General features: G+C 57.4%; 12 protein-coding genes. 6 read left to right on the top strand and 6 right to left on the bottom strand.

The window, feature by feature from the left end; translation table 11 throughout:
* The 6 genes from M0974_RS05545 to M0974_RS05520 form a co-directional block, all read right to left on the bottom strand.
* Nucleotides 1–144 (bottom strand): DUF1427 family protein (locus tag M0974_RS05545; protein WP_297833784.1); only part of this gene is annotated, 144 nt, incomplete at its 3' end.
* A gap of 154 nt (nucleotides 145–298) precedes the next feature.
* A complete protein-coding gene (locus M0974_RS05540; RefSeq protein ID WP_297833781.1) occupies nucleotides 299–1,081 on the bottom strand; it encodes a helix-turn-helix domain-containing protein in 783 nt (260 codons plus the stop codon).
* Between the two features lie 163 nt (nucleotides 1,082–1,244).
* Entirely contained in the window at nucleotides 1,245–2,516 is a 1,272-nt protein-coding gene (locus M0974_RS05535; RefSeq protein ID WP_297833778.1) for an OprD family porin, read from the bottom strand.
* Between the two features lie 207 nt (nucleotides 2,517–2,723).
* Nucleotides 2,724–2,927, bottom strand: a complete 204-nt coding sequence (locus M0974_RS05530; protein ID WP_297833776.1) for a hypothetical protein — start codon at nucleotides 2,925–2,927, stop codon at nucleotides 2,724–2,726.
* Between the two features lie 142 nt (nucleotides 2,928–3,069).
* The gene (aguA, locus tag M0974_RS05525; protein ID WP_297833773.1) at nucleotides 3,070–4,176 is read right to left on the bottom strand and encodes an agmatine deiminase; all 1,107 of its coding nucleotides are present in this window, start codon (nucleotides 4,174–4,176) and stop codon (nucleotides 3,070–3,072) included.
* A 156-nt stretch (nucleotides 4,177–4,332) separates the two neighbouring features.
* Nucleotides 4,333–7,245, bottom strand: coding sequence for an aminotransferase (locus M0974_RS05520; protein ID WP_297833770.1), 2,913 nt, complete (start codon nucleotides 7,243–7,245; stop codon nucleotides 4,333–4,335).
* A 319-nt stretch (nucleotides 7,246–7,564) separates the two neighbouring features.
* Between M0974_RS05520 and rfbB the strand changes: the two genes are divergently transcribed.
* The 6 genes from rfbB to M0974_RS05490 all read left to right on the top strand — a co-directional run.
* On the top strand, nucleotides 7,565–8,647 hold the full coding sequence (rfbB, locus tag M0974_RS05515; protein ID WP_297833767.1) for a dTDP-glucose 4,6-dehydratase: 1,083 nt from the start codon (nucleotides 7,565–7,567) through the stop codon (nucleotides 8,645–8,647).
* Complete coding sequence (gene rfbA / locus M0974_RS05510) at nucleotides 8,644–9,516, top strand: glucose-1-phosphate thymidylyltransferase RfbA (RefSeq protein ID WP_297833765.1); 873 nt, start codon at nucleotides 8,644–8,646, stop codon at nucleotides 9,514–9,516. Before rfbB ends, rfbA begins: the two co-directional genes overlap by 4 nt.
* Nucleotides 9,516–10,061 carry a dTDP-4-dehydrorhamnose 3,5-epimerase gene (rfbC, locus tag M0974_RS05505; RefSeq protein ID WP_297833762.1) on the top strand — a complete coding sequence of 182 codons (546 nt, stop codon included), beginning with the start codon at nucleotides 9,516–9,518 and terminating at the stop codon, nucleotides 10,059–10,061. Before rfbA ends, rfbC begins: the two co-directional genes overlap by 1 nt.
* On the top strand, nucleotides 10,058–10,951 hold the full coding sequence (rfbD, locus tag M0974_RS05500) for a dTDP-4-dehydrorhamnose reductase (RefSeq protein WP_297833759.1): 894 nt from the start codon (nucleotides 10,058–10,060) through the stop codon (nucleotides 10,949–10,951). Before rfbC ends, rfbD begins: the two co-directional genes overlap by 4 nt.
* A gap of 227 nt (nucleotides 10,952–11,178) precedes the next feature.
* Entirely contained in the window at nucleotides 11,179–12,990 is a 1,812-nt protein-coding gene (locus tag M0974_RS05495) for an ATP-binding protein (RefSeq protein WP_297833757.1), read from the top strand.
* A partial coding sequence (locus M0974_RS05490) for a sigma-54 dependent transcriptional regulator (RefSeq protein ID WP_297833754.1) occupies nucleotides 12,987–13,952 on the top strand: 966 nt, incomplete at its 3' end. The genes M0974_RS05495 and M0974_RS05490, both read left to right, overlap by 4 nt.

Genomic DNA, 13,952 nt, shown 5'->3' with positions numbered 1-13,952 from the left:
GCCCATGGGCCACAGTTTTTCACCCAACAGCATGCCCATTAATCCGACGAGGGCGATGGCAGGCGGCGCAGGGGAACGGAATTCGAGCGCGCCGTAGATCAAGCCGACCGCGAGACCAATGGCGAGAGAAATGAGATAGCTCATAGGAACTCCAGACTCCAAGCGTCGCACTGAGAAGCGACTGTGTTTAGGTGTCCAGAGTGTAGGTATAAGCCGAAAAACCTGTCGGCCATGTGCTTTAGAATCTGTGCCAAAAAGAGCGTGGCAAAAGAGCCACGCAAAGAAGCTCGCCGAAGCGCTAGGTCATGCGCTCGCCAATGGGGTATTGCGAAGGGCTGACCCCCAGCTCACGGCGGAACATGTCGCTGAAGCTGCTGGGCGAATAACCCAACTGACGCGCAATCACACTCACCGGCACGCCTTGAATCAACTCGGCCACTGCGGTCGCCAGTTGCACCTGTCGCCGCCACTCAGCGAAGCCCATGCCCAACGCACCCTGGAACAGTCGAGCTAATGTACGCACGCTGGCGCCAGCATTTTCGGCGTGCTGTTCGAAGGGCACGTCTAAAGAGGGGGCGCTCATGACGGCCTGGCACAGGTTGATCAGGCGCCGGTCGGAGCTGGCCGGCATCGGGATTTTCAGCACAGTGCGCTTGGCCCGCTGCAGCTCCAATAATGCCAGACCAACCACTGCTTCGTAGTAGTCGAGGCCTTGCTGAGCGGGCCCTTGCTCCACCAGGTTGAGGATCAGCTCACGCAACAGCCGCCCTACCTCGATGACCTGCACGGTATTTTCCAGCGTCGCCGCAATTGATGGGCGCAGGTAGATGTTGCGCATCTCAAGGTCCGACACCACGCGAATCCCATGCATCACCCCCGGCGGCAACCAGACCGCTCGTTGCGGTGGTACCACCAGCGCCTCGTTCGGTGTTTCCAGCCACATCACGCCAGACATCGCGTACAACACCTGACCCCATACATGCTCATGCGGCTCGATGTAGAGCCCACGCGAATACGTCCGCGCCAGCGGCTGCACGGGCACGGCGATATCACTGAGGTCGGGCGGTGCAGCGAGAGCCATACGGGGTGACCAATAAACACAAGGTCTGCGCATGGTAGCGAGTGACTGAGGCAAAACCAATTGCAGACGCTCAGCTCCAGTGCGCCGCTGTCTAAAAGAGCATTCATTAAACAAAACGCCCCAATTGGGGCGTTTTGTTATCCGTGCTTTACACCCTCAGGCATCAAAAAATGCTGATCGGGTAGTCGACGAAGATACGGGTTTCATTACCTTCGCTGTTGTAGGCACTGGCGTTGTCGGACACGCGCAGGAATGAGTTGCGCAAACGTAGCGACAGATTTTTCGCCGGGCCGCTTTGCACGACGTATTTCAACTGGCTGAAGATTTCGCGCTCTTCGCCGTTGCCCCGACCAGTGCCGTCGTCGATGTTGGTGCCACGAACGTAGGCGGTGTGGTACGTCAGGCCCGGCAGCACGAGGCCGCCCAGGTCGATGCCGTAACCCAACTGCCAAGAACGCTCGTCCTTGCCGTTGAAGTCGGACCAGTACGAGTTGGCAAGGTAAATAGTGTTGCCACCATCACCGGTCCCGCCCGCATTGCGGTAGCCGCCGTAGTTGTAGCCGGTGTCACCGGTGCTGCGCTGGTGGGCAATCGTGAACGAGTGAATACCCCGAGCGTAGGTCGCAGCCAAGCTCCAGATTTTGTTGTCGCGTGCATCATCGACCGCAAAATCTTTGTCCAACTTGGTTTTGTAGCCGTTGAAGTCGAACGTCAGCGACTGGTCTTTCTCGATGGCAAATACGTAGTTCAGATTGATGTATTGCTTCTTCAGCACGTCTTCATCGTTAGAAGCATAAAACGCAGCGCTGAAGGCGTCGGTGAATTTGTAACTACCACCATAAACATTGATCGACTTCAGGTCACCGCTGTCACGACCTTCGGCGCTTTTGCGCGACTCAGCCGTGAAGTGACCGGCGTTCAATTCAAGGCCGCTGATTTCTTTAGAGGTAATGAACGTGCCGGTGTAGCTCTCGGACAACAGGCGCGAGTTGTCATAACTCAGCACCGGCAATTCCGGCATCTGGTCGCCATACTTGATCACGGTATTGGAGAAACGGGCCTTGATGGCGCCGCCGCCTTTGGACAGGTCGTCAGCCGCTTCGCCACTGCCGTCTTTCTTAAAGAAATCGATACCGCCTGCGCCACTGCGACCCTTGCCGCCGTCGAGACGTATTGCGTACTCAGCAAATGCATCGACCCCGAAGCCGATAACACCTTGGGTGAAACCCGACGCGAAGTTAGCGGTTGCCGATTGGCCCCACTCGGCTTTGTCTTGTTGATTGTTTTTGTAATCGCGGCTGATGTAGGCGTTTCGCAACGCCAGACTCAGGCTGCTGTCGTCGACAAAACCCTTGGAATCTTCTTGCCCACTGGCCATTGCCTGAGTGGCGCCCATGACGCTTAGCGCGATCATGCCAATACGTAGCTTCAACATCTTGTTTTCCTTAATCACGAGTTGATCACGCGCTGTGGCTTAAGCCGAACAGGGGTTTGCGGCCTTCATGCCCAATCAAAATGGACGATATTGAAGGCCCGCACGAGATCATCGCAGTGGACTACTGATGCTACGTACATGGCGGTCAGCCACAGGCGGGGGCGAATCCTAGCCGTGGGGAGGCCAGAGAGTCAATTTTTGACGGGCTTAGCGATCCAGTATCTGCACCAGTGCTTCCAGTTCAGCATCGCTGATCAGCCCGGCGGGATAGCGTGCCAGGAGCACTTGGCGTGATTGAGTGTCCGAGAAAATTGGGGTTTTGGTTGTCCTTAACCAATCGGCCATCATCTGGCGCGCTTCGCTACTTGCAGACACACCACGAGCGGACGGCTGCTCTATACCTGCGTTCATGTGGACAACCTCTTGTGACGTGAGCGACTAAATGTACCGATGCTTTATGACAGGTCCGCGAACGAAAACTTTAGTCGGCGCTTAGTGCCTACAAAAAAGCCCATCGGACGATGGGCTTTAGGTTAGCAAGAACAAGACCAACTCAAACCTTATGCGGTGCCGGTTGCTGTTGGGTCAGGCAGTGGATATTACCGCCACCCAGCAAAAGTTCACGGCCTGGCACCATCACAACTTCATGCTCCGGAAACAGCTCCTGGAGAATTTCACGCGCGGTTTCATCTAGCGGGTCGTCGAAGCTCGGCGCAATCAGGCCGCCATTGACGATCAGGAAGTTGACGTAAGAACCGGCCAACTGCACCAAAGGGTTGCGCTCTTGACTGCCGTGCACTTGATCAACGCCTGCACACTCTTCTTCCGTTGCAAACAGCGGACCGGGAATAGGCATTTTATGAACGATCAACGGTCGACCTTTCGCATCGCGAGCATTTTCCAGCACGCCCATGGCCGCCTGACACCGGGCAAAATTGGGGTCTTTTGGATCATCGGTCCAGGCAAGTAACACTTCACCGGGCTGTACGAAACAACAAAAGTTATCCACATGCCCGTCGGTCTCATCGTTGTATAAACCGTCTGGCAGCCAGATGATTTTTTCGACCGACAACTGATCGCGCAACACGCTTTCGATCTGTTCGCGAGACAGGTGGGCATTGCGGTTGCGGTTGAGCAAACACTCTTCGGTAGTAATCAGCGTGCCTTCGCCGTCCACATGGATCGAGCCGCCTTCCAGCACAAAACCTTCGGTTTCGTAACGAGGGCAACGCTCGATTTCCATGATTTTGGTCGCGACTTGCTCGTCGAGGTTCCACGGTGCGTATAAGCCCCCATCGAAACCGCCCCACGCGTTGAAGTCCCAATCGACGCCGCGCACTTCGCCTTTGTTGTTGATCACGAAGGTCGGCCCGGTGTCACGAACCCATGCGTCGTTGTTGCTGAGCTCCACTACGCGAATGTTCGGCATATCAAGGTGTGCACGGGCGTTGTCGTATTGCGCCGCAGAAACACCCACCGTAACCGGTTCAAAGCGCGCAATGGCTTTGGCCAGTGCCACATGCGCGCGCTGGACCGGTTTGCCGCCCAGACGCCAGTTGTCCGGACGCTCGGGCCAGATCATCCAGGTTTGAGTCTGTTGCGCCCATTCAGCCGGCATATAGAAGCCATCGGCGCGCGGTGTGCGTTTAAGCGTAGTCATGCGATCAGGACTCCAGAAGCGTCGAGGCGTTGCAAAATATGGAAGACTTTATAGCCAATATAAATCGGCTTTTAAAGGTATTTCAGACAAAACATGGAGTTAATCTTCTATAAACACAGATAATAATCGATTAACAGTGACCTTCGCGCAGCTCAGCTAGGCAAGCTCATTCAACACCTTGGATACGCTGTCCACAAAGAACTCAACACTCTCCCGAGTGGTGCACATGGGCGGCTTGATCTTGAGAATGTTCAAATAATCGCCCGTGGGCTGCATGAAGATCCCCAGATCCCGCAGTCTTTCGCACAGATAAGCGGTTTCCTCGGTGGCCGGCTCCAACGTGTCACGACTTCGGACCAACTCTACGCCCAGATAGAACCCTGACCCGTGCACCGCACCCACCAGCGGATGTTTATCGATCAGCGCTTCCAGGCGATTCTTGAAGTAGTCGCCAATCTGCCTGGCGTTGTCCCACAGGTTTTCTTTCTCCATCACGTCCAACACCGCCAAGCCGATGCGGCAACTGACCGGGCTGCCCCCTGACGACGAGAAAAAATAACCCTCGGCTTCCAGCGCTTCGGCGATCTCCCGACGCGTAATCACTGCGCCCAACGGATGCCCGTTGCCCATGCCCTTGGCCATGGTGATGATGTCCGGAACGACGCCCTGCTCTTCAAAGCCCCAGAAGTAATGACCCAAACGGCCGTAACCCACTTGTACTTCATCGGCGATGCACACGCCGCCTTGGGCACGGACTGCGGCATAGACATGTTTCAAGTACCCTGGCGGCAGTGAAATTCCGCCGGCATTGCCGTACACCGGCTCACAGATGAAGCCGGCGACCTGACGCTTCTGTTTAGCGAGCTTGGCCAGATTATGTTCGACACTGCGCACGTAATCCGGCGCGCTTTCTTTACCGCGAAACTCGCCTCGGTAGGTATTTGGCGCGCTTACCGGGTGCACCCAGTCGGGCCGAGTGCTCAACGCTTGCGGGTTGTCTGCAATGGAGGTCGAAATGGCATCTGTCGCCACCGACCAGCCGTGATAGGCCTCCAACACGCTGAGCATGTCGCGCCCGCCGCTGTAGGCCCAGGCCAAACGAATCGCCAGATCATTCGCCTCAGTGCCGCTGTTGACCAAAAATACCCGGTCCATAGAGTCCGGCGCCAACGCCAGTAACCGCTCGGAAAACTCGGCAACCGCGGCGTAATGAAAGCGCGAGTTAGTGTTGAGCAGCGACCACTGACGAGCCGCCTCCATGGCCATGCGTGGATGACCGTGTCCCAGCACTGCAACGTTATTGAGCATGTCCAGATAAGACCGACCCTGCATGTCGATCAGGTGATTGCGCCAGCCACGCTCAATCTGCGGCGGCGTCTGGTAATAATGCTTTTGGGATCGGGCAAAACTGGCGTCCCGCCGGGCCAACAGTTTCGCGGCGTCTTCAATCGGCGGTGCATCGCAATCGAAACCCAGCAGGCCAGCCGGTGACGGGCACACCGCTTTCCATGCGGGAGCCCAAGACGGTGTGCAAAATAACGGCGGGCTGATGTCGGTCAAGCGGCACAACTGCACCATCAGTGAACCGCTGCCCTCGCCCAACGCCTGCCCCGCAGTCACGGTTGTGCCGGAATCTATCAAAGAAACCACGCCCCACAGACGCAGGTTAATCTGCTCCCCCATCAGCCGCAGCGCGGCATCCGCAGCCAAGCGAACAGTTCCCGCAGACGGAGCCTGCACGGCAGTGCCCGGCGGCACGTGCAACTCCACATGTAACGCGCAGGTGTCGGGCTCTTTGGCAGAGTTGGTGAGGGTGCGGGACAAACGGTATTCACCATAGCGAGTCGCTGCCAACCCTTGGGCGATGCCGATATTCGTCAGTAATTGTTCATCTATCCCCGGCAACTCCCAGTTACCAGCGTTGAAATGCGGGCTGAGCACGCCCAGATCCACCGGCGCGAATTCACGTGTGCTCAGACCCGGCAGCAGCGGCAATAGACTCGGCTGATTGACGGCAAATGGCTCAAGCCCAACAGCCACCAAAATCGCAATTTCCATCACTTCGAGCGGCACCGACGTGGCCACGTCGAAAATGGCCCACTCACCTTGCAGATTCGCCTCTATATAGCTGTTGCCTGGCTCGACGCTGGCTTGCTGTTCACTGCTCAGCACTAATATCGCTGCGCGCACAACGATCAACGGCCACAGCGCCTGCAACTCTGCCCGTTGCAGCGGGTTGATCGCGTGGTACGCCTCAATAGCAGGCAAGATGTACAACGGATCGCCATCGGCATGCTGCAATAGCGCCGCACACGTCACCGACAAGTCGGCCACGCGCCACGTGGCCACCAAGTCACCGAAGTCAATCAGGCCCTGTAACTGCCATTCACGTTGCGGGTCGCGCTGCCAGACCACGTTGTATTCAGTGATATCCAGATGAACCGCTTGCATCGGAAGCTTCGCCACCAACGGCCGCAACCGCCGCTGCGCCTGCTCGCAGGTGTGTTCGAGCACAGCATGTGCGTCAGGGTCTTTGATCACCGGTAATAAATGCTTGATCAGCGCATCGCCATGCCGTGGGTCCCACTGCAATGTACGCTCCAGCCCCGGATGCTGAAAATCCGCCAGCGCCTGATCGACCCGAGCGCACAGCTCAGCCAAGCCAACCACGACATCGCGGCTCAGGTGTGGCAGGTGTGCCAACGAGTGACCGTCTATAAACTCAAGCACCCGCGCATGCACTGCACGGCCATCGACCTGCAGTGACAACAGCTCTGCACCGTTGCGCGCCGCAATTAGCCGCGGCACTCGAATACCTGGGGCCGCGGCCAAGTGAGCCAGCGCCGAGTGTTGGGCTTGAAGCTCCAGAGCCGAATAATCACCATGGCAAATTTTCAACACATACCGCGCCCCGCCGCAGTCGAGCAGATAGTTACGATCCTGCTGACTGCCCAGTTCTTTAAGCGTCCCGCCCAATCCGTAGTGCTGCTCAAGCAGCTGTTGCGCCTGCTCGGCACTGACTTCGGGGCACGGCAAACTGGATCGGTGAATCAACGTGGCGAGCGGCATACACAAGCATCCCTGATTTTGTGCCGCTTATTTCGCCCCCTGAGTGGGTAATGTGCAAGGGGTTACCTGGAAAACCTTGCCCGGACAAATCAATGCGCAATAAGGATCACCAACAAAACCCACCCTAAAGCATAACCAATCAATCATTTACCTCCCAAATTCATGGGAACGCCAATTTTATGGCGACTCTTCAAACCGCCATCAAAAAATTTTATGACTTTGCGTCCGCTTCTCGATCAATCGCACTTGCACCCTTCGTCCACTGTCTACAAGCTGTGTCTCAATCGCTTAACGTTCATCCATGGAAGAAGGCAAATTCATGAACATTCTTGTTACCGGAGGCGCCGGCTTTATTGGCTCGGCGCTCGTCCGACATTTGATCGAGAACACCGATCACGATGTGCTCAATTTTGACAAGCTGACGTACGCTGGCAATCTTGAGTCGCTGCAAAGTATCGTGACCAACACCCGTTACGAATTCGTGCAGGCTGACATCGTTGATCAGGCCGAAGTGCTGGCAGTCCTGAACCGTTTTCAGCCGCACGCAATCATGCACCTGGCCGCTGAATCCCATGTTGACCGTTCTATTGATGGTCCGTCGGAGTTCATCCAGACCAACATTGTCGGCACATACAGCCTGCTTGAGGCCACTCGGTCTTATTGGAGCAAGTTGCCGGAAGCCGAGCGCGCTGCGTTTCGTTTCCACCATATTTCCACCGATGAGGTGTACGGCGACCTTCACGGCGTTGATGACCTGTTTACCGAAACCACCCCGTACGCGCCAAGCTCGCCTTATTCGGCCAGTAAAGCAGCGTCCGATCACCTGGTTCGGGCCTGGCATCGCACGTATGGCTTGCCGGTGGTCATCACTAATTGCTCCAACAACTACGGGCCATTCCACTTCCCGGAAAAGTTGATCCCGCTGGTGATTCTCAACGCCTTGGCCGGGAAACCTCTCCCGGTGTATGGCAACGGCCTGCAAGTGCGTGATTGGTTGTTCGTTGAAGACCATGCTCGGGCGTTATTCAAAGTCGTGACCGAAGGTGCCGTCGGTGAGACGTACAATATCGGTGGCCACAACGAGCAGAAGAACATCGACGTGGTGCGTGGGATTTGCGCACTGCTTGAAGAGTTGGCACCGGAGCGCCCTGCAGGCGTGGCCCATTTCGCCGATCTGATCACCTACGTGACGGACCGCCCGGGCCATGACATGCGCTACGCCATCGACGCCAGCAAAATAGAACGTGAGCTGGGCTGGACCCCTGAAGAAACCTTCGAGTCGGGTCTGCGCAAAACCGTGCAGTGGTATCTAGATAACCTGGACTGGTGCCGTAGGGTTCAAGACGGCAGCTACCAAGGCGAACGACTGGGCTTCTCCGACCTCAAGGATCTAATCGCATGATGAAAGGTATCGTTCTGGCAGGGGGCTCCGGCACACGCCTGCACCCCATCACTCTCGGCGTGTCCAAGCAGTTGTTGCCGGTTTACGACAAACCCATGATTTATTATCCGATTTCGGTGCTGATGTTGGCTGGCATCCGTGAAATCCTGATTATTTCTACCCCAGCAGACTTGCCCCAGTACCGCAATTTACTCGGCGATGGCAGCCAGTTCGGGGTGCATTTCCACTACAAGGAACAACCCAAGCCAGACGGTCTCGCGCAAGCGTTCCTGATTGGTGAAGAGTTCATCGGGGAAGACCCTGTCTGCCTGATTCTGGGTGACAATATCTTCCACGGACAGCATTTCAGTGAGCAGCTGCAGAGCGCGGCCGAGCGTCCTAATGGCGCCACCGTCTTCGGCTATTGGGTCAAGGATCCCGAGCGTTTCGGCGTGATCGATTTCGATGACCAAGGCCGTGCGTTGTCGATTGAAGAGAAGCCGAAAAACCCGAAATCCAGTTACGCGGTCACCGGTCTTTATTTCTACGACAACAGCGTCATATCGATCGCCAAAGCGGTGAAACCATCGCACCGTGGCGAGCTGGAAATTACCGACGTTAACAATGCTTATCTGAAACGAGGCGACTTGCACGTCGAGCGTTTCGGCCGTGGTTTTGCCTGGCTTGATACCGGCACTCACGACAGCTTGCTGGAAGCATCGCAGTACGTGCAAACCATTGAACACCGCCAAGGTCTGAAAGTTGCCTGCCTGGAAGAGGTCGCTTACCAGAACGGTTGGATCGACCGTGCACACCTGCTGGAACGCGCCGACGCTTTCGGTAAAACCGGCTACGGCCAGTACCTGTTCAAGCTCGCCGAGGAACGTTAATGAATGTAGTACCCACCGAACTGCCCGGCGTCCTGATTCTTGAACCCAAAGTATTTGGCGATGAGCGCGGTTTTTTCTACGAAAGCTTCAATGCCCGCGCCTTTGAGCAAGAAACCGGCATAAAAGCTGAGTTTGTGCAGGACAACCATTCACGCTCGCAAAAAGGCGTGCTGCGTGGCCTGCACTATCAGCTTGAACATACGCAGGGCAAATTAGTCCGGGTGACGGCCGGCGAAGTGCTCGACGTCGCGGTGGATATTCGCCGTAGCTCGCCGAATTTCGGCAAGTGGGCGACGGTTCTGCTGTCTGCAGAAAACAATCGGCAGTTGTGGGTTCCAGAAGGTTTTGCCCACGGTTTTGTCGTACTCAGCGATTACGCTGAGTTTCTTTACAAGACCACCGATTACTACCAGCCAAGCGCCGAGCGTTGCATCCGCTGGGATGACCCGGACTTGGCCATCGACTGGCAACTCACTGCCCCACCTACGCTGTCGGCCAAGGATCAGCAGGGTAAAAGCTTGAAAGAAGCGGACGTATTTCCATGAATTCGACCCCGGGCAAGCCGTTAAGGATTTTGATCAGCGGCCAGCACGGCCAAGTGTCCAGCGAGTTGCAAAAGTGCCTCGCTGATTTGGGCGAATTACGGGTATTGGGTCGCGATCAGTTGGACTTGAGCCATCCCGAAACCATTCGCGGGCACGTCCGAGAGTGGCGCCCGGACCTGATCATTAACGCTGCGGCGCATACGGCTGTCGATCAGGCGGAAAGTGAAGCGGAACTGGCGTTCGCGATCAATGGCACGGCGCCCGGCGTGTTTGCTGAGGAAGCCAAAACCCTCGGTATTCCGCTGATCCATTACTCCACCGACTATGTATTCGACGGCAGCAAAACCGCGCCCTATACCGAGCTAGACGAACCTGCCCCGCTGGGTGTCTACGGTAAGAGCAAACTCGCAGGTGAGCGCGCCATTGCTGCAGTTGGCGGCGAGCATTTGATCCTGCGCACCAGTTGGGTGTACTCGCTGCACGGGCGTAATTTCCTGCTGACCATGCAACGCCTGATGCAAGAGCGTGCGGAATTGAAAGTGGTTGCCGATCAGATCGGCGCACCGACGTGGGCCGGCACCATCGCCCACAGCACGCGGTTATTGATTGAGCGCTGGCGTGACGGTAACGCCGGCGCCTGGGGCACTTATCACCTGACCGCTGCCGGCGAAACCTCTTGGTTCGGTTTCGCCCTAGCGATTGGCGAGCAGTTGATCAAGCAAGGTAAACCCTGCGCAACGCTGGAACCGATCCCCAGCAGTGCTTATCCGACCCCCGCTCAACGCCCACAAAACTCCCGCCTCGACTGCAGCCTTTTGCTGCGTGAATGGCAGGTGCCCATGCCCGATTGGCACAGCGCGATGCTGGAATGCCTGAAAAGCCAGGGCTGAAAGAGTCTGCGGGACCGAACTTGTTCGGGAAGCGGGCGGCGCGGTCTGTCTGAAGCACCGCGTCGTGACCTTCGCGAACAAGTTCGCTCCCACCAAATCTGAGTCGAGACGCAGACCTGTAGAAGCGATTTCATCTGCAAGGCGGTATATTTGCGGACACCGCATCAGCCATTTGCCAACACAATGGTTCCTACACAGGCTGTGCGGATCTTCCTGGCGCATTTTTTATGACCCGCTTATCCACTATTGCCAACCGTCCCCGCTGGCGCAGCCTTGCCCTGTTGGCAGTGTGTCTCGCGCCATTGCTGTGGCCGCTGCAGCATCTGGCTGAGCGTTACTATGGCAATGAGCTGATCAGCCAGAACCGGCAGACGCTGGACCTGTATGTCGCCAACCTGCTGGGCACCCTGCACCGCTACGAAATGCTGCCGCAGATTCTCAGTGACCTTCCAGCCCTGCGCGCGGGACTGGTGAACCCGCAGCCCCTCACTCAAGACGCCGCCAACCGCCTGCTGAAAGACATCAGCCAGCAAACCGGTGCCGATGTCATGTACCTGATGGACCCCAGCGGACAGACGCTGGCGGCCTCCAACTGGGACAAACATGACACCTTCGTGGGACGCAATTTCGCGTTTCGACCTTACTTCATTGATGCCATGGCCGGACGCCTGGGGCGCTTTTTCGGCTTGGGCACTACCTCGGCCAAGCGCGGGTATTTTTTCGCCGCAGCCGTGCATGATCACGACCGCGTGGTGGGGGCTTTGGTGGTCAAAGTCGACCTGGATCGAACCGAGACCTTGTGGGGTAAGACGCCGGAGCAACTGCTACTGACTGATCACAACGGCGTGGTGATCCTGACGTCCAATCCAGAATGGCGTTTTCGCGCAACCCGTCCGCTAAGCGCAGACGAAGAAAAAGCCATCACTGCAATTCAACCGTACCCTACCCGTAACCCAAAACCGCTGATCATCAACGACAAAGCATGGATCACCCAAACGCAGCCCATTGATGAGGTGGGCTGGAGCGTGAACATTCTCGCGCCACGGGTGTTGGTGGATCGCCCTGTGCGTACGGTGGTCGCTGTCGGCGGCGCTACGCTGCTGGTGTTGATGTTGCTCTTGGGGCTGATGATGCAAAGGCGGCGGCATTATCTGGACCGGATTGCCTTCGAGGCCGAAGGCAGGCACGAGCTGGAAATGCGCGTCATCGAACGTACCAGTGATCTTGAAGGCCTGAACAGTCGGCTCAAACAGGAAGTGCTGGAGCGCGAACAGGCGCAACAGGAGTTAGTTCGGGCCCAGGATGAGCTGCTCCAGGCCGGCAAGCTGTCGGCATTGGGCACCATGTCGGCGAGTATCAGCCACGAACTCAACCAACCCTTGGCGGCGATCCGTAGTTACGCCGAAAACGCTGAAGTACTGCTTGATCATCAGCGCACCGACGACGCCCGGAACAACTTGAAACTGATCAGCGAACTGACGGCGCGCATGGCCTCGATCATCGCCCATTTGCGCGCCTTCGCCCGCCGTGATCGCCATGCACCAGAGAGCGTTGCGCTGCAACCGGCGCTGGAGGATGCGCTAGCGCTGCTGGCAAAACGTCGTCGTTCAATGGAAGTCGAGTTGATCCGCGATCTGCCCGACGCGACCCTGTGGGTACAAGCCGGTGAAACCCGTCTGCGCCAGGTGCTGGGCAATCTGTTAGCCAACGCGCTGGATGCGCTCACAGAGAAAGGTCCGCCGCGAAAACTCTGGCTCAGTGCCGAGCAGACCGCGCAAGGCGTCAACGTATACATTCGTGATAACGGCCCAGGGTTTACCAACGAGGCGCTGACGCGCGCCCGTGAACCTTTCTTTACGACCAAGACCCGCACCCAGGGTTTGGGGCTTGGGCTGGCCATTTGCGACGCGTTAATGCGCGCGCTGGACGGCGAGTTAGTGTTCGCCAACCATCCCAGTGGCGGCGCGGTGCTCACATTGCGCCTACGTGCCGGGGAATCCGGCATCAGCCTTCAACCGCCAGAGGATCTATCTGCATGAGTACGGACCACGCCATCGACAGCCGAATTCAAGTGGTGCTGATCGACGACGACCCGCATCTACGCGGTGCCCTCGGCCAGACCCTGGACTTGGCAGGCCTGAAAGTATTGCCGTTGACCGAAGCGCTGGGGTTGGCTGGGCGAATCGAGCGTGACTGGCCGGGAGTGATCGTCAGCGACATCCGCATGCCGGGCATGGACGGCCTTGAGCTGCTGGCGCAACTGCATACGCAAGACCCAGAATTACCAGTGCTGCTCATAACCGGGCACGGTGACGTACCGCTCGCGGTACAGGCAATGCGTGCCGGGGCGTATGACTTTCTGGAAAAGCCGTTTGCCAGTGACTCTTTGCTCGACAGCGTGCGCCGGGCATTGGACTTACGCCGCTTGGTGTTGGACAACCGCAGCCTGCGTTTGGCCTTGAGTGACCGTCAGCAACTGAGCACACGGCTGGTGGGTCAATCTGCACCGATGCTGCGCTTGCGTGAGCAGATCGGCGCACTGGCCGCGACCAAAGCTGACGTGCTGATTCTTGGCGAGACCGGCGCCGGCAAAGAAGTCGTCGCCCGCGCGCTGCACGATTTGTCCAGCCGTCGCGCGGGCCCCTTTGTGGCGATCAACGCCGGGGCGCTGGCCGAGTCGGTGGTGGAAAGCGAGTTGTTCGGTCATGAGCCGGGCGCGTTCACCGGAGCCCAGAAACGGCGAATCGGTAAATTCGAGTTCGCCAACGGCGGCACTCTGTTTCTCGATGAAATTGAAAGCATGAGCCTTGAGGTTCAAGTCAAACTACTGCGTTTGCTGCAAGAGCGGGTGGTTGAGCGCTTGGGCGGCAATCAGCTGATCCCGCTGGATATCCGGGTAATTGCCGCGACCAAGGAAGACCTGCGCCAAGCCGCAGATCAAGGCCGCTTCCGCGCCGACCTGTATTATCGACTCAATGTCGCGCAGCTAAAAATACCGCCT

It is taken from the genome of Pseudomonas sp., from assembly GCF_026224925.1.
In the GTDB taxonomy this organism is placed as follows: domain Bacteria; phylum Pseudomonadota; class Gammaproteobacteria; order Pseudomonadales; family Pseudomonadaceae; genus Aquipseudomonas.
Note: the sequence above shows the minus strand (reverse complement) of the source record. Positions and strands in the feature narration are given on the sequence as shown.